Origin of the sequence: Streptococcus sp. 2022WUSS083 (assembly GCF_044427155.1) — a bacterium.
Taxonomy (GTDB): domain Bacteria; phylum Bacillota; class Bacilli; order Lactobacillales; family Streptococcaceae; genus Streptococcus; species Streptococcus hashimotonensis.
This window is the reverse complement of sequence record NZ_JAOTGK010000004.1, coordinates 213860-236936: the sequence shown is the minus strand read 5'-3', so window position 1 is coordinate 236936 and position 23077 is coordinate 213860. Positions and strand designations below refer to the sequence as shown.

The window sequence follows — 23077 nt, the reverse complement described above, 5'->3', positions numbered from 1 at the left end:
CTGGCTGGGAGAAATTTTATTCTATACTGCTCGCCCAAGACTTAGCTACATAACGTGACAGGCTTGAAATGGCAAAGTTGATGCTAAAGTAAATCAAGGCTACCATGAGATAGAGTGCAAAAACTTGTTCTGCCTCAAAGTAGCGTCCCATGAGGATTTGACTCGAACCGAAGAGTTCTTGCAGGGCGATAACGGAGTAGAGGAAACTAGTGTCCTTGATGACCGTTACAATCTGCGAGATAATAGCTGGCAACATCTTCCGGATGGCCTGTGGCATGATAATATAGACCATGATTTGCACTGGGGTAAAACCCTGTGACAAGCCAGCTTCGGTCTGGCCCGGTCCGATGGCGTTTAGACCACCACGGATAATCTCGGCCATGGCTGCCGTGGTAAAAATAGTAAAAGCTGTAATACCAGCTGGCGTGGACTTCATTTGGAAGACTAAGAAGACGGTGAAAATCCAAAGTAGGTTTGGTACATTTCGCACAAACTCGATATAGATTGTCGCAATCCACTTGAAGAGTGGATTTTTTCCATTTCGCATAATGGCCAAAATCATACCAAACAGGACAGACAAGACCACGGAAATACTGGAAATATAGAGAGTGAGTTTCAAGCCGTTCCACAAGAGTTGGAAGGTTGAAGGTTTGAGTAATTCTAAAACATAATTCATCGTTCAACCTCCTTTTAGTGTGAAAAAGCTGACTTATTCTTTTCTTCAATGCGGCGGCCCCAGCTTGCAACAGGGAAGCACATGATGAAGTAAAGGAAAGCAGCACCAGCAAAGGCTGGGATGTAGTTGGCATTCATGGCAGACCAAGATTTTGTCATAAACATAATATCAGCTCCAGAGATGATGGCAACAGTAGCCGTATTCTTAATTAAGTTTACTACTTGGTTGGTCAAAGGTGGAAGAATGGTCGGAATGGCCTGTGGTAAAATGATGATTCGCATGGTTTCAGACTGAGTAAATCCTTGTGAAAGTGCGGCTTCAGTCTGCCCAGTAGGCACAGCCTCAATCCCTGCACGGATGACCTCTGCGATATAAGCACCGTGATAGAGTCCGACGCAGATAACAGCTGTCCAGTAGATGGATGGCATGAGAACATAATTTGAAATCAGTGGAAGTCCATAATAAACAATCATGAACTGAACCAAAAGCGGCGTGTTCTGATAGTATTCAACATAGATACGTGCGATGATTTTTAAAACTTTATTTTTACTTGAAGAGAGACTACCAAAGACAATTCCTAAAAACATGGCCATGATAAAGGCACCGACAGAAATGGCTAAGGTAAAGAGAAAACCTTGGAAAAAGGTTGGAAAATCCTTGAAATAACTGACCCAATTCTCCCAAGCGTAAGGACTAGTTGTTAAAACTGTCATATTGTTTCACCTTTCTATTCGTCAGTTTCTGTGACTGGTTTGAGGCCATTGGCATCATAGATGCTTTGTAGGCTACCATCGGCAGTCCATTTTTCTACGAGACTATTTAAGTAGTCGTTAAGGTCTTTGTTAGATAATTTAGTAACAATTCCATAGTCAGAAGCTGAGAAGCTAAAGTCCATGAGTTCAGATTTCGAACTGATATACCCAGAAAGGATAGATTGGTCTACTGAAAATGCGTCTGTACGGTGAGCACGTAGCGAGACAGAGAGTTCTGGATAAGAACCAAGCTCTGCAAAATTGACAGAGATACCATATTTGTCTGCTAGTTCAGAGATGAGGGTACGTGTAATGGAACCCTGAGCTACACCGATTGTCTTTCCATCCAGGTCGGTAAATGTCTTAATTCCACTATCCTTATTGACCAAGAAGCCAACGGCATCTGTGTAGTAAGGAGTTGTGAAATTGTAGAGGAGTTTACGTTCCTCAGTGATGGTGAAGGTTGCGATGACCATATCCACTTGACCGTTATCTAAGAGTGGTCCTCGGGTTTGTGCCGTAACGGGAGTAAATTCGATATCTACACCTAATTCGTCTGCAATTTTTCGAGCAATGTCAATCTCCATTCCCTCAAATTCACCAGTATCAGGGTTCTTGTAGCCAAAGTTTGGGACGTCCTGTTTCACTCCGACGCGGAGCACGCCTCTATCGATGATAGCTTGAACTTGATCACTATTGGTAATGGATGCGGGTGTTTCTGTTTGAGCTACTGGTTGTTTTGCGAAAACGAGAAGAATAAGTCCGAAGACCAATAATCTAATTGCAAAGAAAATGTTGATTTTTTTCTTATCCATAGACTTCCTCCTAGAGTTTTACTTTGTCAGATTCGTGGTTGATAATCTTGCTGAGGAATTGTTGGGCACGAGGCTCTGTCGGGTTGTCAAAGAAGCCATTCACATCTGTTGTATCAACTAAAACTTCTCCCTCAGCCATGAAGATGATGCGATCAGCTACTTCACGGGCAAAGCCCATTTCGTGTGTTACGACAATCATGTTCATCCCGTCACGTGCCAATTTTTGCATAACTGCAAGTACATCTCCGATAGTTTCTGGGTCCAAGGCAGATGTTGGTTCATCGAAGAGTAGAAGCTCAGGTTTCATAGCTAAGCCGCGAGCGATGGCGACACGTTGTTTTTGGCCTCCGGATAGCATAGCAGGGTAGGAATCTTTCCGATCCCAGAGGTTAACAAACTCGAGGTATTTTTGAGCGGTTTTTTCAGCCGTAGCTTTATCGATTCCCAAAACCTTAATCGGTGCCAAAGTGACATTTTCTAACACGGTTTTGTGTGGGTAAAGGTTGAAATGCTGGAAAACCATGCCAACTTCTTTGCGAAGTGATACGAGCTCTTTGATAGAAGTAGAGGAAATATCATGTCCGTTGACGATGAGCGTTCCTTCATCAATTGCCTCTAAACCGTTAATCGTGCGAATGAGAGTAGATTTTCCGGATCCGGAAGGTCCAAGGAGAACGACAACCTGTCCAGGTTCGAATTCCAAGTTGATATTTCGTAGGGCGTGGTAGTCGCCATAGTATTTGTTGACATCTTTAAATTCTACTAAAGCCATAAAATTCTCCTTGCATAGTGTTTTTTAGGTATTCCCATCTTAGCATTGCCTATATACAATGTCAAGTAAATTCTGACAATTTAATGTGATGTATGTTATAAAATATGACATAGCCGTGTCAGATGGTTTTGAAATATGAATTTTTTAGGTAAGTCTGATATAATAGAAGAAATAAAGCAAAGGTAAGATACTAATGAAAAAAATATTAATTGTAGATGATGAAAAACCAATCTCAGATATTATTAAGTTTAATATGACTCGTGAGGGATATGAAGTTGTGACAGCTTTCGATGGACGTGAAGCCTTGGAAGTGTTTGAGGCTGAGTTTCCTGACATTGTCATTTTGGACTTGATGCTGCCAGAATTGGACGGACTAGAGGTTGCTCGAACGATTCGTAAGACCAGCAATGTTCCAATCTTGATGTTATCTGCTAAAGATAGCGAATTTGATAAGGTTATCGGGCTTGAAATCGGGGCGGATGATTATGTGACCAAACCCTTCTCTAATCGCGAATTGCAGGCGCGTGTTAAGGCTCTTCTTCGCCGTAGTGAATTGGCAGAGACGCAGACAAATATTGAGTCAACAGGAACTCCAGAGTTGGTGATTGGCGATTTGGTCATTCTGCCTGATGCGTTTGTCGCTAAGAAGCATGGCAAAGAGCTAGAGCTGACCCATCGTGAGTTTGAATTGCTCCACCATCTGGCCAAACACTTAGGTCAGGTTATGACTCGAGAACATCTATTGGAAACAGTTTGGGGTTATGATTACTTTGGTGATGTCCGCACGGTGGATGTAACGATTCGTCGTCTGCGTGAGAAAATTGAAGATGCACCAAGCAGACCAGAATACATTCTTACTCGTCGCGGAGTGGGATATTTTATAAAAGGAAATGATTAATCAATTACGTTATTTAATGACCACGGCAGAATTTTGGTTTGTTGTCATTTTGATTGGCTTTCTAATTGCTCTGACGGTCCTTTTGATTGAAAACTATCGGGATAATAAGCAAATTAAACAACTCAATCAAAAAGTCAATGCCTTAATTGAGGGGAATTATGCAGATGTGTTAGACATGAGGGGAAGTCCTGAAATCACAGATATGGCGAATTCTCTTAATGATCTGTCCGAGGTCATCCGCTTAACTCATGATAATTTAGAACAAGAAAAGACGCGTCTGACTTCCATCCTGTCCTATATGAGTGACGGTGTTATTGCTACAGACCGTATCGGACGGATCATCATGATTAACGATATGGCCCAGAAACAGTTGGGGCTTTCTAGCCAAAAGCAGGAGCAGTATCACCTGCTCGAGGTTTTAGATTTATCAGACCGTTATACATTGAGAGATTTGTTGGCTCAGACACCTGAGATTGTGATTGATCACACCAATGAAAACGAAGAATTTTTGACTTTACGTGCTAATTTTGCCACGATTCGTAGTGAGAGTGGTCTGATTTCTGGCTTGGTTGTCGTCTTGCATGATATGACTGAGCAGGCCAAGGAAGAACGGGAACGTAGGCTGTTTGTGTCAAATGTGAGTCATGAATTGCGTACGCCATTGACTTCCGTCAAATCCTATCTAGAGGCTCTGGATGAGGGAGCGCTGACGGAGTCTGTTGCACCGAGTTTTGTTAAGGTATCCTTAGATGAGACCAACCGCATGATGCGGATGATTACAGATCTCCTAAGCTTATCGCGTATTGATAATCAAGTTGGTCAGATAGATGTTGAACTGATAAACTTTACTGCTTTTGTGACCTTTATTCTTAACCGTTTTGACCAAATGAAAAATGCTGATTCTGATAAGGTCTATACGATTGTTCGTGACTATCAAATCAGTCCTATTTGGGTTGAGATTGATACAGATAAGATGACTCAGGTTTTGGATAATATCTTAAATAATGCCATTAAATATTCGCCAGATGGCGGGACAATTACCTTCAGCATGAAGACCACAGATAGTCAGTTGATTGTATCCGTCTCAGACGAAGGTCTGGGGATTCCGAAAGCAGATTTACCTAGAATTTTTGACCGATTTTATCGCGTGGACAAGGCACGATCTCGTGCTCAAGGCGGTACAGGTCTTGGTTTAGCTATTGCAAAAGAAATCGTGAAACAACATAAGGGCTTTATCTGGGCTAAAAGCGAATATGGTCATGGCTCAACGTTTACAATTGTCTTGCCGTACAGCAAGGACATCGCACTAGATGAGTGGGATGATTCAGATGAGGAAGAATAGGAGAATATGATCGGAAAAGGTTTTAATTATAGTATTTTAGCTTCGGGGTCCAGCGGGAATTGTTTTTTCCTAGAAACAGATAAAAAGAAAATCTTAGTGGATGCTGGCTTATCAGGGAAAAAGATTACCAGTCTTTTGGCGGAAATTGATCGAAAGCCTGAGGATATTGATGCTATCCTGGTAACGCATGAACATAGCGATCACATCCATGGTATCGGTGTTTTAGCACGTAAGTATGGGATGGATATTTATGCCAATGAATTGACCTGGCAGGCTATGGAGAGCAAATTGGGCAAGATTGATGTGGCTCAAAAACATATCTTCGAATTGGGTGCTATGAAGACTTTTGGCGACCTAGATATTGAGTCATTTGGTGTCAGTCATGATGCGGCCTGTCCGCAATTTTACCGTTTTATGAAGGATGACAAATCCTTTGTTATGTTGACGGATACAGGCTATGTCAGTGACCGCATGGTTGGAATTGTAGAAAATGCCGATGCTTATTTGATTGAATCGAACCATGATATTGAAATTTTGCGCTCAGGTTCATATTCATGGAATTTGAAGCAACGGATTTTGTCAGATAAGGGCCACCTTTGTAACGAAGACGGTGCTGACGCCATGATTCGCTCGTTGGGAAATCGGACAAAAAAGATTTACCTAGGGCATTTGTCAAAGGAAAACAATATCAAGGAATTGGCTCACATGACCATGGTTAATCAATTGACTCAGGCTGATTTAGGAGTTGGAGTGGATTTCCAAGTCTATGACACATCGCCAGATACAGCGACTCCCTTGACCAAGATTTGACAAATTCATTGAACTTGTTTAGAATAAATATATAAAATACGTGAGGTGAAGTTACATGAATAATTAAGCTACTTATTAGTCATTCTTAAAAATTGTAGTGAGGTTATATTAACCGAGAATACAAGGGATAAGACTGCTCATAAGGGCTTACTATTCATGTGACTTTTTCCATAGGGAAAGGTCATGTTTTGCATGGCTTTTTTCTTGTGTCATTTTTTGAAGAATAGAAGCCCTTTTTGTGAAGAAAAGAGGTCTATATGGAAATGATAAAATGTATTCAATTAGAGAAGGAATTTGCGGGACGTAGTTTGTTTACAATCCAGCAGTTGAGCCTTCAAGCTGGTCAAAAGGTTGGTTTGGTTGGAAATAATGGTGTTGGCAAGTCTACTTTTTTGAAAATCTTACTAGGACTGGATAGGGATTTTGTCGGTCAAATTGAGGTAAAAGCAGACTGGGCCTATGTACCCCAGTTACAGGAAAGGAGCTCGCTTTCAGGTGGGGAACAGGTTTGGAAGTCTATTCAAGAGGCTTTTGCCCAAAGACCGCAGTTGTTAATCCTGGATGAGCCGACAGCTAATCTAGACCAAGAACACCAGGAAAAGCTAATCAAACAAATCAAACGCTATCGAGGTAGTCTACTAGTTGTTAGTCATGATCGGCATTTTCTCAATCAAATAGCCAGTCACATTTGGCATTTAGAAGAAGGAAGTATTCAGGTCTATACAGGGAATTATGAGGCGTTTGTAGAAAGTCGCCGGGCTAGGCGAGAAGGGCAGCAGGAGGCCTATGAAGCCTATCAGAAAAAAGTCGCTCAACTAAAAAAAGCCCAAAAAGAGCGTCAGGTCAAGGCTCAGAAGATGGGGAAGAGAAAGAAAGGTGTTTCATCGTCTGAGTGGAAAGTCAGTGCTATGATGGGTTCCTATGATAGTCAATCCAAGTCAATGGCTAAGTCTGCTAAACAGTTAGAGAAAAGGATTGAGAGGTTGGAAAAGGTTAGTCAGCCCAGAAGGGAGGCTCATATTAAAATGGAATCAAAAGGGGCCTTAGATACTGATTTACACAGACTATTTCTTTTGCAAGCAGGTCAAGTTTTTGTGGATGAAGTGTATCTATTTGATTTCCCTCAGATAGGGATGACGTTTGGAGAGAAGTTAGCCTTAGTGGGGGCGAATGGTTCTGGAAAGACCAGTTTTGTCCGAAAATTATTAAGGAAAGAATTGGCAGGCTATTATAATCCTAAGTTAAAAATTGCTTATTTTGCACAGGATTTGATAAACCTTGATGAAGAAAAGACTGCTTTTGAAAATGTTAGTTGTACCTCTCTTCAAGATAAGATGACGATTCTCAATTTATTAGGTATGTTAGGACTTTCTTACGATAAGGCTCAGCAGAAGGTAGCAAATCTGTCTGGTGGTGAGCGTGTTCGTCTCTCCTTAGCTAAGGTATTGTTGGCGGATGCAAATCTTTTGATATTAGATGAACCGACAAATTTTCTAGATATGGCAGCTATTGAAGCTTTGGAAACATTCTTGAAGGAATATGAAGGAAGTGTCCTCTTGGTTTCCCATGATCAACAGTTTGTGGAAACATCTGTTCACAGTCAATGGGAGATAGTGCAAGCTTGTCTCGTGAAGAAATCATAAGAAAATATTTTCTGAAAAGGAGGCTCTGTCTAAAAAATATTTTTTGCCTGTGGTATAATAAGAAGGATATTTCTAGAATGAGGTCTTTGAAGTGAAAAAAAGAAAGAACAAGCCTTTGGAACACGATGGGAATTTTATTTCCCTTCGTTTAAATATTTTATTTTCTATCGTGATTTTCCTTTTCCTAGTTTTGATATTGCGTCTGGCAGATATGCAGATTATCAATCATGATTTTTATAGTAATAAGCTGTCTACTGCCAGTCAGAAAATCATTAGCAATGGCTCTATCCGTGGGCAGATTTACGATGCGCAAGGAAAACCTTTGGTTGAAAACGAGATTCAGCAGGTTGTCTCCTTCACACGTTCCAACAAGATGTCTGCACAGGAAATGAAAGAAGTAGCTAACAAACTCTTGCAGTGGGTCAATGTGTCGGACGTAACAATTACTCAACGTGACAAGGCTGATTATTATTTGGCAGATGAAGAAGTTTATCGTCAGGTAGTCGAGGCCTTGCCAGAAGATAAAAAATACGATTCTGATGGCAACTACCTGAGTGAATCGACAATTTATTCTAATGCGGTTGATAGTATCCCTGCTGAAGCATTGCAATATTCTGAGCAAGATAGCAAGGCGATTGAGCTATTTAAGCAGATGAATGGAGCTACTTACTTCTCTACTGTTAATTTGGTAACAGATACTCTAACTGCTGAACAGGTTGCTCATATCGTAGCCAATGAAAGTCAACTTCCAGGTATTTCTACGACCAATAACTGGCAGCGGAATATCCTACCGACCTCCTTGAGTTCGGTTATTGGAACGGTAACAAGTGAACAGGCAGGTTTGCCAGCCGAAGATGCAGAGTATTATTTGTCTAAAGGCTATTCGCCAAATGACCGAGTGGGAACTGCCTACCTCGAAAAGCAGTATGAAGAAGTCCTACAAGGACAACGTGAGAAAAAGGAAATCAATCTGGACCGAAATGGTAATGTGGAGAGTATTAAGACCATCCAAGAGGGTCAGCAAGGAAACAATATTAAACTAACCATTGATTTGGCCTTTCAAGATGGTGTCAATGCGATTCTAAAAAAATATTTTGAGAGTGAGTTGTCAACAGGAAGTGCACTTTATTCAGAAGGTGTTTATGCAGTTGCATTAAATCCTTCTACAGGTGCAGTGCTTGCTATGTCAGGATATAGTCACGAAAAAGGCTCAAGTACCATTACCGAAGATGCTCTTGGCACCATCACAAGCGTCTTTACACCAGGTTCTATTGTCAAGGGTGCAACTATTTCATCTGGTTGGGAGAATGGCATTATCTCAGGAAATCAGGTATTATTAGATGAACCGATTTATTTTGCAGGTTCAGCACCAATTACATCTTGGTGGGCCTATGGTAGTTTTAATATTGATGCGACAGAGGCTCTGGAATATTCTTCTAACGTCTACATGGTTAAGATTGCTTTGGGACTACTTGGTCAGACCTACTCAGCTAACATGTATTTGAATGATGGCGATACATTGACAAATGCCATGACTAAGCTTCGTTCGACTTTTGCAGAGTATGGTTTAGGTGCGTCAACAGGAATTGACTTACCACTTGAATCAACAGGTTTCTTACCAGAAGAATATTCCACCGCAAACTTTATTATGAATGCATTTGGACAGTTTGATAACTATACACCGATGCAGATGGCTCAATATGTAGCGACAGTAGCAAATAATGGAAAAAGGATTTCTCCTCATCTTGTAGAAGGTATCTATGGAAATAATCCCCAAGGTGGATTGGGAGATTTGATTGAAACAGTTTCTGGTAAAGAGATGAATCAAGTCAATATTTCAGCTGATGAAATGGCTCTCCTTCGTCAAGGATTTTATCAACTTGTAAATGGTGGAGGACGATTTAATACAGGTAGTGCTATCGGTCGTGGTGCGGCCGTGACCATCAGTGCCAAGACTGGTACTGCCGAAACTTATACTACAACTCCTTCAGGTGAAGTAGTAACTGCAGTAAATACCAACGTTGTTGCCTATGCACCTAGTGATAATCCACAAATCGCAGTTGCAGTCGTACTTCCAAACTTGACTAACGAAAATTCTACAACAAAAGCAATTACAACAGAAATCATTAATTTATACAATTCACTTTACCCAATGAACTAAGGAGAATTATGCTATATCCTACACCCATTGCCAAGTTGATTGACAGTTACTCCAAATTACCAGGAATCGGTATTAAGACAGCTACGCGGCTGGCCTTCTATACCATTGGTATGGAAGATGATGTGGTCAATGAATTTGCAAAAAATCTCTTGGCTGCCAAGAGGGATTTGACCTATTGTTCGGTTTGTGGCAATCTGACAGACCAGGACCCTTGCGGTATTTGTCAAGATAGCAGTCGTGACCAGTCGACTATTTTAATTGTAGAAGACAGTCGAGATGTGACAGCCTTGGAAAATATTCAAGAATACCACGGTCTTTATCATGTCTTGCATGGCTTGATTTCTCCCATGAATGGTATCGGACCAGATGGTATTAATTTGAAAACCCTCCTCACTCGCCTGATGGACAATGAGGTTACAGAAGTTATTGTGGCGACCAATGCAACAGCAGATGGAGAGGCTACATCTATGTATATCTCACGTGTCCTCAAACCTGCGGGAATAAAAGTAACCCGACTAGCTCGTGGCTTAGCGGTAGGCAGTGATATTGAATATGCAGATGAAGTGACCCTGTTGAGGGCTATTGAAAATCGTACAGAGCTATAGCAGTTCTGTAGTTAGATACGTTCCTAATTTTAAGATAGGATAGATATGATTTGATAAATTATGCTATACTAAGAGTAATAGCGTTGATACAGGAAGGAAAATATATGTCAAAAGAAACCTTGATTTTACTATATGGTGGGCGTTCTGCAGAGCGTGAGGTATCTGTTCTGTCTGCCGAAAGCGTCATGCGTGCTATCAATTATGATAAATTTTTTGTCAAAACCTATTTCATTAGCCAGACAGGGGACTTTATTAAGACGCAAGAGTTTTCTCAAACTCCAGCTGCTGATGAAAAACTCATGACAAACGCGACGATTGTTGAAGAGCAAAAAATCCGTCCGAGCGATATTTATGAAGAAAAGGCAGTTGTTTTCCCTGTTCTTCATGGCCCAATGGGAGAAGACGGATCTATTCAAGGCTTCTTGGAAGTGCTTCGTATGCCTTATGTTGGCACTAATATCTTGTCTTCAAGCGTTGCTATGGACAAAATCACTACCAAGCGCGTACTTGAATCAGCAGGAATCTCCCAAGTACCTTATGTGGCAGTTATCGAGGGTGAAAATATCGACGATAAGATCGCAGAGATTGAAGGAAAAGTGACTTATCCAGTCTTTGTAAAACCAGCTAATATGGGGTCAAGTGTCGGTATCTCAAAAGCTGAGGATTTAGCTGGCTTGCGTAAGGCGCTTGATCTGGCCTTCAAGTATGATAGCCGTGTCCTCGTTGAGCAGGGAGTTAATGCGCGTGAGATTGAGGTCGGTCTTTTGGGAAATGCTGACGTGAAAACCACCCTTCCTGGCGAAGTAGTCAAAGATGTTGCTTTTTATGACTACGATGCCAAATACATCGACAACAAAATCACCATGGAAATCCCAGCTAAGATTGATGAGTCTATCATGGATATCATGCGTGATAATGCTGCCAAGGCCTTCCGTGCTATCGGTGGCTGTGGACTTTCTCGCTGTGATTTCTTCCTGACAGAAGACGGCGACATCTTCCTGAATGAGCTCAATACCATGCCAGGATTTACCCAGTGGTCTATGTATCCACTCCTTTGGGATAATATGGGCTTGGTTTATCCAGATTTGATTGAAGAGCTTGTTCGTTTGGCCAAGGAAATGTTTGAAAAACGTGAAAGTCATTTGATTTAATGAGAATGAAAAGGATTGGAAAATTTCCAATCTTTTTCTAGTTAACATTCTTGCAAAGGTTTGCAAAAAAGAATAGAATGGTTTCAAGTATGTGGAGGTGTTTATGTATCAAACGACAGTAAAAGGGGAAGGTCTGTTTCAGGCAGTTTCTCAAGGTTATGGAGAACCAGTTCATACTTTTGGTGTGACGGAGAAGGGAGAAACTCCCGTAAGCCTTGTGAACATTGGCTTAGCTGCCTGTATCACCATGTGTGTGCAGGGCTATTATGCCAGCCAAGTAGGCAATAAAACCATGCCTGTTCAGGTGGAGAGTCGCTTGGACAATCAGCGTTTTGAAGTGTTGATTGGAATTGGAGAGTCGGTTTCAGCGCAAAAGCAGAAAGAGATTCTTGCCTATGTGGAAAAGAAATGTAAAGTCAAAGCTCTTTTGAGGGAAGACTTGCAGTTTGAGACAAGTTTTTATGTCTTAGAAAGTGTGGAGTAAGATGTTTTTAGTAATTGAAGAAATGCGACAAGGTTTATGAGATGAAAGATGGTGTCCTCACTCAAGTTCGATAAAAAGTGGTATAATAGAAAGAGCGAAAGCTCTTTTTTAGTTTATTGGAGAAAACAATGAAATTAACCCTACACGAAGTCGCTCAGGTCTTGGGCGCAAAAAATAATATTAGTCTTTATCCCGATACAGCACTCAACAAGGTCGAGTTTGACAGTCGCCTGATTACAGAAGGGGATCTTTTTGTTCCCCTCAAGGGAGCGCGTGACGGTCATGACTTTATTCCTGTTGCTTTTGAAAATGGCTGCGCAGTAACCCTGTCTGAAGCCAGTCTTGATGTTCCTCACATTCTAGTAGATGATTGCTTGGCTGCGCTTCAACAATTAGCGGCCTACTACCTAGAGAAAACAGGGGTAGAAGTCATTGCTGTGACAGGATCAAACGGTAAAACGACCACCAAGGACATGATTCACGATGTTCTGACGACGACTTACAAGACTTACAAGACTCAGGGCAACTATAACAACGAAATTGGTCTGCCTTACACCGTCCTCCATATGCCTGAGGATACAGAAAAACTGGTCTTGGAAATGGGCCAAGACCACTTGGGTGACATTCATCTCCTATCTGAAATTGCCAAACCAAGTCTGTCGGTTATTACTCTATTTGGCGAAGCCCATTTGGAATTTTTCGGCTCACGAGAAGAGATTGCCAAAGGAAAATTACAGATTGCAGATGGAATGGAGCTAGGTAGTAAACTCTTGGTCCCAGCAGATCCGATTGCGGATAAGCTCTTGCCGAGCCATGTAGACCTCATTCGCTTCGGTGAGCAGGGAGATTTGCAGGTGACTAGTCTGGTCGAGTCAAAAGATAGCCTGACCTTCACCGTCAACTTTATGGACGGCGACATTTTCCTCCCAGTAACGGGCAAGTACAATGCCACCAATGCCATGGTAGCAAGCTACGTAGGTAAGACTTTGGGTGTGCCAGATGAGGCAATCAAGTCAGCCCTAGCTGGTCTGAACTTGACCCGCAATCGTACCGAGTGGAAAAAAGCAGCAAACGGAGCCGATATTCTCAGTGATGTCTACAATGCCAACCCAACGGCCATGCGCTTGATTTTGGAAACCTTCTCTAGCATTCCAGCCAATGAAGGCGGCAAGAAAATCGCCGTTTTAGCAGACATGAAAGAACTGGGCAGCCAGTCCATCGATCTCCACAATCAGATGATTTTGAGCCTGTCGCCTGATGTGCTAGACACCGTCATTTTCTACGGTCAGGATATTGAAGGTCTGGCCCAGTTGGCTAGTCAGATGTTCCCGATTGGAAAAGTCTATTTCTTTAGGAAAAATGCAGAGCAGGATCAATTTGAAGATCTGGTTAAACAGGTTAGGGAAAGTCTAGGAAAAGAGGACCAAATCCTCTTTAAAGGCTCTAATTCCATGAATCTTGGGAAAGTAGTGGAAGCAATAGAAAAGTAGAGAGGAGAGACCTCTCTTTTTTAGCAAGTCTTGTCAAAACATCGAAAAGTTGATATACTAACTTTTGAGGAAAGAGAGGATTTTAATAAGATGAGTGATTTTTTTAGCAATCAGATTTCTGAAGCACCGAACCTGAACGTATTGGAACATCTGTTTCTCATGATTATTTGGTTTTTCATGCTCCATCTTTGTTTTCGTTGTTATCAAAAAAGATGGTTTCATATTGTTTTTTGGTGGCTTCAATTTATACAGATTGTCTCCCTTTATACTTGGTATATCGTAGCTGATTTTCCTCTTTCTGAGAGTCTTCCTTTTTATCATTGTCGCTTGGCTATGCTCTTTATTCTTTGGGCGAAGCCCGGACCTTTGAAACGTTATTTTGCCTATCTGGGTCTTTTTGGATCGCTTGCGGCCTTTATTCATCCAGTATTTGACCCGTTTGCTTTTCCACACCTTACCTTCTTTACTTTTGTTATTGGTCACTACGCCTTGACGGTTAATTGTATGTTGTACCTGTTATCTGATTTAGAAGGGGAGATGTTGAAGGGAAAAGAGGTAGTGAAATATACGCTTATTATGAATATGCTGATTCTAGGAGTAGCTCTTTTAACTGGTGGAAATTATGGATTTTTAAGACAGGCACCTTTAGTGAATACTAATAATCTTCCTTTGAATTTCTTCTTGGTAACCTGCCTACTCTGTTTCTCTATTTTGAGTATACAAGCTATGTTAATTACCTATTTGAAAAAAGAAAGCAAACAAATGAATTCGCATATATTGAAAAAATAAGACTTGAAATTAGTTTTTCAAGTCTTATTTTTAGTTTTTAAATGCGCCTTGTTTGTAGCTAATCCAGAAAAAGACAGGGATAAAAATAAGCATTAATCCAGAATAGATTGGCAATGTGTGACTGTTTAGGGGGTGGATTTCAATCAGACCATGCAGGAAATGGGAGCTGATGAAGAAACCGAAAACGGAATAAATAATAAGAGCCAGTCGAGCTTTTGACAGTGGCAAACAGGCACGAATGACAGCCAGTAGACCTGTTGAACCAAGAACATAATAAGAGAGGGTTTGCATGTCATGCAAGTTTAAGTATCCAAAGACTTGCATTAAATGGAAAATAAGGACACTGAGAACAACCATGAGAGCATTTGGTAGGGCTAAGAGAAGAGATTTTCTGAGAAAATGTTTTTCTACGGGGCGGATATTTCGTTCAAAAGTTAGGATAAAAGGAGGAAAACCTTCAACAAATTGACCAATGAGAGTCATTTGTATCTGAATAAATGGGAAAACTAACAAATATTCTGCTTTACCAAGGGTGATACTAGCGATACAGATAAGGCCAAGTAAGAAAGAGTAGATTGTTTTGATAAGAAAGATGGGAGCAATGTGGGAGATGTTATTAACAACGCGTCGTCCCTCAAAGAGAATCTCAGGAATATCTCGAAATTCAGAATCTAGGAGGACTAGATTAGCGATTTGTCTAGTAGCGGGATCGCCTTCTGCCATAACAATGGAACAATCAGCTTCGCGTAGTGCGAGAATATCATTGACCCCATCACCGGTCATTGCAGTAGTATGTCCCTGTGCTTTGAGGGTTTGGATGAGCAATTTTTTCTGATGTGGGGATACGCGACCGAAAATGGCGGTTGTTTCAGCTCTGGCAATTAGTTCTTCGTCGTCAACTTTGGAACAATCGATATAGCTATCGTAGTCAGCAAATCCAGCTTCCTTAGCAATGTGTGAGACAGTCACAGGATTGTCACCAGAGATTATTTTTAGTGTCACTTCTTGCGAGCGAAGATAGGCTAGTGTTTCTGCGGCATCTTCTCGAATTGGGTCGGCAATTTCTAATAGGGCTAGAGGTTCAATATTCTCAGGTAGCTGATTTTGAGAAGAAGGAAGGGACTGTTGACTAAGCGCAAGAATCAGGACACGGGAACCACGAGCCTGTGCCTCAGAAACAGAAGGAGGATTTTGTGTTAGTAACATTTCTGGTGCCCCTAGAAAAATGCGACCAATGTTTTCTATTGTCATTGCTCCCCATTTTCTATCACTAGAAAATGGAATGATGTGACTAGCTTTATAGTGGTGCTCTAAATCACCATATTCTTTTCGAATGGCCTGAGCTGTTGAATTAGTATCCTCACTTGTCTGGATATAGGTAGCGAGTATCTGTTGGATAGTGTCAAGTGAATAATGGTTGGTTAAGGGGAGCAGGTTTTCGACGGTCATTTTTCCCTGAGTAATCGTTCCGGTCTTATCCAAACAAAGAACATCAACTCGGGCCAGTGTTTCGACGGAATACATTTCTTGTACGAGGACATTTTTCATTCCCAGTTTGATAACGGCAGTTAAGAGAGAAGTGATGGTCAGCAGAGCGATTCCCTTTGGTAACATACCTAGTAGGGCAGTAGAGCTGGTAATAACTGAGTCTTTTAAGGGAAGAAGTTTGATGAAAAAGGCTTCTAGAAAAAGAGCAAGTCCGAATGGAATAATAATTTTTCCTGTAAATTTAGCAATTTTATCCATATTGTAAAGAATACGAGAGACGATAGGTTTGTGAGTTTTCGCCTCAAGCATGAGCTTATTGGCATAGTTTTCTGCGCCAACATGGATGACTTTTGCATAAATCTGTCCGCTAACTAGATAGCTACCAGACAATAATTCAGCCCCAGTATTTTTCACAATCAAGTCGCTTTCACCGGTTAACATGGCCTCGTTTGCCTCGGCTATACCTTCTAAAACAATAGCATCACTAGGAACTTGTTCGCCAGCAGACAGCAAGAGAACATCATCTAAAACAATATCTTCTGGTGCAAGAGAGTGTGTCTCACTGTCACGAACAACTCGGATAAAATCCTTGTTCATCAGGTTGAGTTTGTCAATCATTCGTCGTGCCCGCCATTCTGTCAGCATTCCTGAAACAGCGTTGAGGACAATGACTCCGAAGAAGAAAAGGTTGGACCATGCCTGAACAGCTAGTAAGGCTAAGAAAATGGCAAAATTGAGTGCGTTAAAAGATGTAAACACATTTCGTCTGAAGATTTCCCAATTACTGGCGCTGGTCTTTGTCTTAAAATGATTGGTTTGCTGGTTTTGAATACGTTCTTGTACTTCCTTGGTTGATAAACCTTTTATTTTTTTGTTCATTATTTTATCTTTCTTTTTCTAGTATATAGAATGCATCTCATACTTATTGTAACATATTTATAATACAACAGTATAGGTCTGTAGACCTATTCTTCAATAGTTTGAAAAATTCCCTTATTTCCGATATAATAAGGGAGTTGTCTAGTAAAGAATAAGGATGAATCCAATGTAAATCGAATAAGATAAGAGCTCAGCTCTGCTATGAATCAAAATACAAAAAAATGAAAAGGAAACATTATGTCACTACAAGAAGAAATCAAGAAACGCCGCACCTTTGCGATTATCTCTCACCCGGACGCGGGTAAGACCACCATTACCGAGCAGTTGCTCTACTTTGGGGGTGAGATTCGTGAAGCAGGTACGGTCAAGGGGAAAAAGACTGGTAATTTTGCCAAGTCTGACTGGATGGATATTGAGAAACAACGTGGTATCTCTGTTACCTCCTCTGTTATGCAGTTTGACTACGCAGGCAAGCGTGTCAATATCTTGGATACACCAGGGCACGAGGACTTCTCTGAGGATACCTATCGTACCTTGATGGCGGTGGATGCGGCTGTCATGGTGGTGGACTCTGCCAAAGGTATCGAGGCCCAGACCAAAAAGCTCTTTGAGGTTGTGAAGCACCGCAACATTCCTGTTTTCACTTTTATCAACAAGTTGGACCGTGATGGCCGTGAGCCATTGGATTTGTTGCAGGAGTTGGAAGAAGTCTTGGGCATCGCTAGCTATCCGATGAACTGGCCGATTGGTATGGGGAAATCTTTCGAGGGTCTCTATGACCTTCATAACAAACGCTTGGAACTCTACCGAGGTGATGAGCGTTTTGCAAGCTTGGACGAGGGTGACAAGCTCTTTGGTTCTAACCCCTTTTATGCACAAGTTCTAGATGATATTGAACTTTTGGCGGAAGCTGGGAATGAATTTTCAGAACAGGCGATTTTGGACGGCGATTTGACACCTGTTTTCTTCGGCTCAGCCCTGACAAACTTTGGTGTGCAGACCTTCCTGGATACATTCTTGGAGTTTGCTCCAGAGCCACATGGTCATAAGACAACGACAGGGGATGTCATTGACCCGCTCAACAAGGACTTTTCAGGTTTTGTCTTCAAAATCCAAGCTAACATGGACCCTCGTCACCGCGACCGCATTGCCTTTGTCCGTGTGGTTTCGGGCGAATTTGAACGCGGTATGGCAGTTAACCTGCCTCGTACAGGCAAGGGAGCCAAGTTGTCCAACGTGACGCAGTTCATGGCAGAATCTCGTGAGAATGTGGAAAATGCAGTGGCGGGTGACATTATCGGGGTTTACGATACAGGGACCTATCAGGTAGGAGATACCTTGACCGTAGGCAAGAACAAGTTTGAATTCGAACCGCTACCGACCTTTACCCCTGAAATTTTTATGAAAGTTTCTGCTAAAAACGTCATGAAACAAAAATCCTTCCACAAGGGAATCGAGCAACTGGTACAGGAAGGGGCTATCCAGCTCTATAAGAACTACCAGACTGGCGAGTATATGCTGGGTGCCGTTGGTCAGCTCCAGTTTGAGGTCTTCAAACACCGCATGGAAGGCGAGTACAATGCCGAAGTAGTCATGACTCCGATGGGTAAAAAGACAGTCCGCTGGATCAAGCCAGAAGACCTAGATGAACGCATGTCATCAAGTCGTAACATTCTAGCTAAAGACCGCTTTGACCAACCAGTTTTCCTTTTTGAAAACGACTTCGCACTCCGCTGGTTTGCGGACAAATATCCGAATGTGGAGTTGGAAGAGAAGATGTAGCAAACATCTGGGAGATGTTTGCTATCGGGAGATGGGAACTGACGGCAGTCAGTTTACCGTTGAATAAAGTCTGGGTGGAGTGAAACAGTTCGGGGAACTGTTTCAGCCTGAGCCTAGAGATGTCAAGCGAGGTGAAGGGTGGGAGATGGGAGCTGATGGTATCAGCTTACAGCTGTTCAGCTTTGAAAATCAAGCTAAAACTTCGTTAAGTTGCTTCGATGAACCTCTAGTTCAATCTTCAGCTCCTTGCCTAGTTTTATTCTTGAGTTTCTTTGCGTAAAGTCAGTAATCAGCTTTGAAAATCACTATCTACTCGAAATAATAGAGGAATAAGGCTCGGTTAATCCGATCCTTTTCTTTTACCTCGCTTCTATGGGGGATTTTTTGCAAAAAAAACAATATTTTAATATAATTGTATTAAAAGCAAATACTCGAATCAATCGGAGGTGCCGGTAGCAATGTTCCATTACCTAAAAAAGTGTCGTTCAGAATTTTTTATCTATAGCTTGGTTTCAGTTGTTTATGCTCTGATTTTAGCAGCGACAGGTTTCGTCTATGCTCGGGTTTCTGAGTCGGCTTTGTCTGGAAATCAGCAGGTATTTTTGATAAGTTCTCTTATAGCAGTTGGATTCTTCATTTGTGATATTTATTTTGATTATTTACCACGCTATCTCAAGTTTAAATTGGTCAATCGTATCATGGAATTGACAAGAAATGAGTTGGTTGCAACCTATGCAGTAGAGGATATTGCTCAATTTGAAGAAAAAGCAAGCTCAGATAGGGTAAGTGTTTTAGTGAATCATTTAGATGTATTAGAAAATGGCTTTTTAATACCAGGTTTATCAATGGTAACGAGTGTCCTTGTATTTACTTTCTCCTTAATTGGAGCACTTTACTTGCAAGGAACAATGACTATTATCATGTTGGTGCTTTGTTTTATCCCTTTCTTAGCACCGTTGATAAATAATAAAATTTTGGCTCATACGACTAAAGAAAGTCAAGAAGAGAAAAATGTCTATTTAAAACGATTTAGTGAGTTTGTACAAGCATTTTCTTTCATACGTATTAGTAATATTACGCCAGTCTTTGAAAAGGACCTAGAGACTTCTAGTCAAGAATACGCTAAAAGAGCCATCCTATTTTCCAAAAAGCAATCTCAAACCTATGCAGTATCTTACGGTTTGAGTAGTATTGTCTATTCTGGTTCATGGATTATTGGAGGTATCTTTGTTTTCCAAGGGATGCTGAAAATTTCAGACTTGATTGCTATGACCACACTAATGGGAACGGTTGCTGGTCCCATTCAAACCATGTCAGGACTGATTACAGAGTATCTTGCTAGTCGAACGGTCGTGGAAGAATTGACGACTATTCTGAAAGGACAATCACATGAAGACAAAGTCCAACAAGAGTTGACAGAACCTATAAGGACTTTAACTTTAGATGGGGTTAGTTCCCATAATCAACAACACCCTATATTTGACAACTTTTCTTATCAATTTCTTGCTGATAAAAAATATGCTATCGTTGGTAAAAGTGGTAGTGGGAAGACGACATTGCTGAGACTCTTGCTAGGTGTTCAATCACCAGATGAGGGGGCGATTTTCATAAATCAGATTAATCTTTCAGAAGTGGCTCAGGCTTCCTATTTTGATAAGATGTATTATCTACCACAAAAAACAGCTATTTTTGCAACAACTATAGGAGATAACTTGACACTGTTTGAAACTTTGGATGAGGCTAAAGCCCTGAAATGTTTAGAACAAGTAGGGTTGCTGGACTGGTTTGAGAGACAGGAGGCTGGATTCGATACGCCTTTATCCTCCTCTAAACAACTATCGGGTGGTGAAGAGCGGAGATTTGATTTGGCGCGGGCCCTTTATAGAGATGCAGAGGTCCTACTATTTGATGAACCAACAACGGGATTAGATAGTGAGAATGAGGCTTTTATTGCAGAGACTCTTTCTAATATTAAAGAGAAATTGTTGATAGTGGTTACTCATTCACAAAGTGAATCATTCTTATCCGTTTTTGATGAGAAGGTTGAGTTATGATGTTTAAAGTCCTTAAAGCAATCAAGCATTACAAGCTTCTGAGTATATAGGCTACATCTTGATATGAAAATCATAAAAGGACGAGCTTTGTACAACTCGTCCTTGTTTTGTTATTTTTCTAGAGTAAATTCTTCATTTCCGTTAATAATGGAGGTATTTCCCTTGCGAGAATAGGAAATAATATCTTTTACAGCAATATCATATGTAGTTAGCTGGTTGATAGCTGCGTCATTAATTTTTGTAATGGTCACGGTATGGAAGAGCTGATCGACTTCTCCCTCGAAAAAGGTAGCTGAGATAGTACCAGTTTCTTGATTGTATGTGGCACCTAGTTCTTTAGCATACTCGTCTTGGTACTTATGAAATTCTTTTTCCGCCTCAGCTTGTGTAGGTAGAAATGATTTCAATTGCTTTTCATAGTCTGCTCCGAGAGCGGTTGTTAAGTATTCTTCTACGGAAATTCCTAGAGAACTTGCTTCTTTTTGTGCTTCCTCTAACATTACCTTGTAAGCTTGATCCAAGGTTAATTTTGCGATTTTAGGAATATCAAAACTTGTTGTAGCGGTGAAGACAGCTTTCTTATCTACGACGGTCATCGTATAAGTTGCATCAATCCACGTTTTATCGATACCTGGAAGTTGATTTTGCAATTCCTTGATACTGGTTTCGACAATATCTTGTTCAGCTTGGGAATTGCGCCACGTACCGCTAATGTTGCCACTATTATATTTGAATAATGCAAGACAGGCAAAAAATACGATAATAGCGGTAAAGAGTGTGATAATAATTCTAAGGACGCGATTACGCTTCTTTTTCTGTTCCGCAACGAGTTCTTCGAAAGTTTGAGTAGCTGTGTTTTCCATAATATTCTCCTTCTGTTCCCCCTTTTTCAATATACTATAGTTTGTTTGCTCTGTCAATGGCTATATTAGTGTAGAGAGTGAGGGAAGAAGTGTCGAGCCTCCTCGCCTTACAGAAGTAGATAAAGAAGGAGAGCGGAAGTGTTGTGACGTATGATTGACAAGGACAAAGTAGCCTATTTTCATTATTTTGTGTTATACTATAGAAAAATACCAAAGGAGTCATATTATGGGACTATTTTCAGGTTTACTAGGTAATGCCTCGCAAATGGATAATGATAAGATTGAACAGGAATTGGAGCATGTTCTATTGGATAATGAACAGGTTGAGATGGCATTTAGTCTGGTTCGTGATTTGATTGTTTTTACAGAATATCGATTGATTTTGGTCGATAAGCAAGGAATGACTGGGAAAAAGGTATCTTATAAATCGATTCCTTACCGCTCGATTTCACGCTTTACGGTAGAAACCTCTGGTCATTTTGACTTAGATGCTGAGCTGAAAATATGGATTTCATCGGCTGTTGAACCTGCTGAAATTCTTCAGTTTAAGAGCGATAAGAGTGTCATTGCTATTCAAAAAGCACTGGCTTCAGCAGTCTTAGGAAAATAGGAAAAAAGTACAGAAAGTGGCTATCCGCTTTCTGCTTTTTTTGATATACTAAGGTGGACTGTTTGTGAGGAGAGAATATGATGCAGATAAAATGGAGAGACTGCTTATTGATATGTTTTGGGGCAATCCTATATGCCCTTGTTTTGAATATGCTCATCATTCCACATGAATTTGGCGAAGGTGGGATTACTGGTGTTACCCTGCTTTTGTTTTATACGATAGGGATTGAAACAAGTCTGTCCAGTTTTGTTTTGAATGGGATTTTGATTGTATTAGCCTATCGCTTTTTGAGTAAGTTAACGGTTTTCTATACTTTCTTAGCGGTTGCTACTATGTCCTTAACCATGCATTATACGACTTTTCTGCAAATAAAATGGTTGCCCCTGATTCCCTCTGCTCTTTTGGCGGGATTGGTGACAGGTTTATCAATGGCTCTAGTCATTTATGGAAACGGGTCCACGGCAGGAAGTGATATTATTGCATTGTTGTGTAATAAATATTTCAAATGGAAGATTTCCACCGTTATTCTCATTTTTGATGTATTTGTGGTAACTCCTTTGGCTTTTAAAATTGGGCTTGTAAAAACATTTTGGACATTGGTAATGGTTGTCATTATCAGTAAAAGTTTGGACTGGTTCTTGCAAGCATTGAAAAAGAATAATCATAAATAAAAATACAAGAGAAACCCAGTTGTGCATGTATAACTAGTTTTCTCTTTTCTTATAGTCGAATGAATTAATACTCAATGAAAATTAAAAACAGACTAGGCGACGCAGATGTAGATAGAACTGAAGTTCATCAAATCAAGTCAACAACGTATGATTTTGATTTTCGAAGAGTATAACTTTCAGACAAGGAGCTGGTACTAGAGTAGGGCAAACCGAAAGTGTCGATGTATCAAAGCTAATTCAAATGTCTATAAAATGATGGACTCCTCATGAAAACGTATTATTGACTTTTTAAAGGTAAATATTAACTATTATTGTTAGATTGTGTTATACTTGGTAAGTTGC

Annotated in this window: 20 protein-coding genes; 14 read left to right on the top strand and 6 right to left on the bottom strand. The window is 40.8% G+C overall.

Features of this window, described 5'->3' with window-relative positions; all coding sequences use genetic code 11:
- Positions 1–16: 16 nt before the first annotated feature.
- From ODU41_RS06995 to ODU41_RS06980, 4 genes are read right to left on the bottom strand one after another with little or no spacing between them, the layout of a single operon-like run.
- Positions 17–676, bottom strand: coding sequence for an amino acid ABC transporter permease (locus tag ODU41_RS06995; RefSeq protein ID WP_024384909.1), 660 nt, complete (start codon positions 674–676; stop codon positions 17–19).
- 14 nt (positions 677–690) lie between these two features.
- On the bottom strand, positions 691–1389 hold the full coding sequence (locus tag ODU41_RS06990; RefSeq protein ID WP_014637677.1) for an amino acid ABC transporter permease: 699 nt from the start codon (positions 1387–1389) through the stop codon (positions 691–693).
- 14 nt (positions 1390–1403) lie between these two features.
- Complete coding sequence (locus ODU41_RS06985) at positions 1404–2243, bottom strand: transporter substrate-binding domain-containing protein (RefSeq protein ID WP_014637678.1); 840 nt, start codon at positions 2241–2243, stop codon at positions 1404–1406.
- A 10-nt stretch (positions 2244–2253) separates the two neighbouring features.
- Positions 2254–3015: an amino acid ABC transporter ATP-binding protein gene (locus ODU41_RS06980; protein WP_002935839.1), complete on the bottom strand. Its 762-nt coding sequence runs from the start codon at positions 3013–3015 to the stop codon at positions 2254–2256.
- A gap of 193 nt (positions 3016–3208) precedes the next feature.
- Between ODU41_RS06980 and yycF the strand changes: the two genes are divergently transcribed.
- From yycF to ODU41_RS06930, 10 genes are all read left to right on the top strand, one after another.
- The gene (gene yycF, locus ODU41_RS06975) at positions 3209–3913 is read left to right on the top strand and encodes a response regulator YycF (protein WP_002935840.1); all 705 of its coding nucleotides are present in this window, start codon (positions 3209–3211) and stop codon (positions 3911–3913) included.
- Positions 3906–5255 (top strand): cell wall metabolism sensor histidine kinase VicK, encoded by a 1350-nt coding sequence (vicK, locus tag ODU41_RS06970; RefSeq protein WP_002935841.1) that lies wholly within the window; start codon positions 3906–3908, stop codon positions 5253–5255. Before yycF ends, vicK begins: the two co-directional genes overlap by 8 nt.
- Positions 5256–5261: 6 nt before the next feature.
- Positions 5262–6065 carry an MBL fold metallo-hydrolase gene (locus tag ODU41_RS06965; RefSeq protein ID WP_014637679.1) on the top strand — a complete coding sequence of 268 codons (804 nt, stop codon included), beginning with the start codon at positions 5262–5264 and terminating at the stop codon, positions 6063–6065.
- Positions 6066–6322: 257 nt separating this feature from the next.
- Entirely contained in the window at positions 6323–7708 is a 1386-nt protein-coding gene (vga(F), locus tag ODU41_RS06960; protein ID WP_014637680.1) for an ABC-F type ribosomal protection protein Vga(F), read from the top strand.
- 91 nt (positions 7709–7799) lie between these two features.
- The gene (gene pbp2b, locus ODU41_RS06955; RefSeq protein ID WP_014637681.1) at positions 7800–9869 is read left to right on the top strand and encodes a penicillin-binding protein PBP2B; all 2070 of its coding nucleotides are present in this window, start codon (positions 7800–7802) and stop codon (positions 9867–9869) included.
- Between the two features lie 8 nt (positions 9870–9877).
- Complete coding sequence (gene recR, locus ODU41_RS06950; RefSeq protein WP_024399909.1) at positions 9878–10474, top strand: recombination mediator RecR; 597 nt, start codon at positions 9878–9880, stop codon at positions 10472–10474.
- A 104-nt stretch (positions 10475–10578) separates the two neighbouring features.
- Positions 10579–11625, top strand: a complete 1047-nt coding sequence (locus tag ODU41_RS06945) for a D-alanine--D-alanine ligase (RefSeq protein WP_240207471.1) — start codon at positions 10579–10581, stop codon at positions 11623–11625.
- A gap of 103 nt (positions 11626–11728) precedes the next feature.
- Complete coding sequence (locus ODU41_RS06940; protein WP_398578819.1) at positions 11729–12109, top strand: OsmC family protein; 381 nt, start codon at positions 11729–11731, stop codon at positions 12107–12109.
- A gap of 128 nt (positions 12110–12237) precedes the next feature.
- Entirely contained in the window at positions 12238–13599 is a 1362-nt protein-coding gene (murF, locus tag ODU41_RS06935) for a UDP-N-acetylmuramoyl-tripeptide--D-alanyl-D-alanine ligase (RefSeq protein ID WP_044670908.1), read from the top strand.
- A 90-nt stretch (positions 13600–13689) separates the two neighbouring features.
- A complete protein-coding gene (locus ODU41_RS06930; RefSeq protein WP_044670978.1) occupies positions 13690–14388 on the top strand; it encodes a TIGR02206 family membrane protein in 699 nt (232 codons plus the stop codon).
- Between the two features lie 30 nt (positions 14389–14418).
- On the opposite strand, the gene ODU41_RS06925 is transcribed toward ODU41_RS06930, so the two are convergent.
- The gene (locus ODU41_RS06925; RefSeq protein ID WP_398578818.1) at positions 14419–16755 is read right to left on the bottom strand and encodes a cation-translocating P-type ATPase; all 2337 of its coding nucleotides are present in this window, start codon (positions 16753–16755) and stop codon (positions 14419–14421) included.
- 237 nt (positions 16756–16992) lie between these two features.
- Here ODU41_RS06925 and ODU41_RS06920 point away from each other — a divergent pair, with 237 nt between their 5' ends.
- Both ODU41_RS06920 and ODU41_RS06915 read left to right on the top strand, forming a co-directional pair.
- Entirely contained in the window at positions 16993–18537 is a 1545-nt protein-coding gene (locus ODU41_RS06920; RefSeq protein WP_398578817.1) for a peptide chain release factor 3, read from the top strand.
- Between the two features lie 458 nt (positions 18538–18995).
- Entirely contained in the window at positions 18996–20591 is a 1596-nt protein-coding gene (locus ODU41_RS06915; RefSeq protein WP_398578816.1) for an ATP-binding cassette domain-containing protein, read from the top strand.
- A gap of 110 nt (positions 20592–20701) precedes the next feature.
- Here the strand turns inward: ODU41_RS06915 and ODU41_RS06910 are convergent, their stop codons facing one another.
- Positions 20702–21454, bottom strand: a complete 753-nt coding sequence (locus tag ODU41_RS06910) for a hypothetical protein (protein ID WP_044768922.1) — start codon at positions 21452–21454, stop codon at positions 20702–20704.
- A 226-nt stretch (positions 21455–21680) separates the two neighbouring features.
- Here ODU41_RS06910 and ODU41_RS06905 point away from each other — a divergent pair, with 226 nt between their 5' ends.
- Together ODU41_RS06905 and ODU41_RS06900 are read left to right on the top strand one after the other, a co-directional pair.
- Positions 21681–22064: a PH domain-containing protein gene (locus ODU41_RS06905; protein ID WP_002936200.1), complete on the top strand. Its 384-nt coding sequence runs from the start codon at positions 21681–21683 to the stop codon at positions 22062–22064.
- Between the two features lie 77 nt (positions 22065–22141).
- Positions 22142–22735, top strand: a complete 594-nt coding sequence (locus ODU41_RS06900; RefSeq protein WP_024408673.1) for a YitT family protein — start codon at positions 22142–22144, stop codon at positions 22733–22735.
- Positions 22736–23077: the final 342 nt, after the last annotated feature.

Coding starts and splice junctions, on each gene's coding strand:
- ODU41_RS06995 (WP_024384909.1), bottom strand. CDS start 676: ATGAATTATGTTTTAGAATTACTCAAACCTTCAACCTTCCAACTCTTG.
- ODU41_RS06990 (WP_014637677.1), bottom strand. CDS start 1,389: ATGACAGTTTTAACAACTAGTCCTTACGCTTGGGAGAATTGGGTCAGT.
- ODU41_RS06985 (WP_014637678.1), bottom strand. CDS start 2,243: ATGGATAAGAAAAAAATCAACATTTTCTTTGCAATTAGATTATTGGTC.
- ODU41_RS06980 (WP_002935839.1), bottom strand. CDS start 3,015: ATGGCTTTAGTAGAATTTAAAGATGTCAACAAATACTATGGCGACTAC.
- yycF (WP_002935840.1), top strand. CDS start 3,209: ATGAAAAAAATATTAATTGTAGATGATGAAAAACCAATCTCAGATATT.
- vicK (WP_002935841.1), top strand. CDS start 3,906: ATGATTAATCAATTACGTTATTTAATGACCACGGCAGAATTTTGGTTT.
- ODU41_RS06965 (WP_014637679.1), top strand. CDS start 5,262: ATGATCGGAAAAGGTTTTAATTATAGTATTTTAGCTTCGGGGTCCAGC.
- recR (WP_024399909.1), top strand. CDS start 9,878: ATGCTATATCCTACACCCATTGCCAAGTTGATTGACAGTTACTCCAAA.
- ODU41_RS06945 (WP_240207471.1), top strand. CDS start 10,579: ATGTCAAAAGAAACCTTGATTTTACTATATGGTGGGCGTTCTGCAGAG.
- ODU41_RS06940 (WP_398578819.1), top strand. CDS start 11,729: ATGTATCAAACGACAGTAAAAGGGGAAGGTCTGTTTCAGGCAGTTTCT.
- murF (WP_044670908.1), top strand. CDS start 12,238: ATGAAATTAACCCTACACGAAGTCGCTCAGGTCTTGGGCGCAAAAAAT.
- ODU41_RS06930 (WP_044670978.1), top strand. CDS start 13,690: ATGAGTGATTTTTTTAGCAATCAGATTTCTGAAGCACCGAACCTGAAC.
- ODU41_RS06925 (WP_398578818.1), bottom strand. CDS start 16,755: ATGAACAAAAAAATAAAAGGTTTATCAACCAAGGAAGTACAAGAACGT.
- ODU41_RS06920 (WP_398578817.1), top strand. CDS start 16,993: ATGTCACTACAAGAAGAAATCAAGAAACGCCGCACCTTTGCGATTATC.
- ODU41_RS06915 (WP_398578816.1), top strand. CDS start 18,996: ATGTTCCATTACCTAAAAAAGTGTCGTTCAGAATTTTTTATCTATAGC.
- ODU41_RS06910 (WP_044768922.1), bottom strand. CDS start 21,454: ATGGAAAACACAGCTACTCAAACTTTCGAAGAACTCGTTGCGGAACAG.
- ODU41_RS06905 (WP_002936200.1), top strand. CDS start 21,681: ATGGGACTATTTTCAGGTTTACTAGGTAATGCCTCGCAAATGGATAAT.
- ODU41_RS06900 (WP_024408673.1), top strand. CDS start 22,142: ATGATGCAGATAAAATGGAGAGACTGCTTATTGATATGTTTTGGGGCA.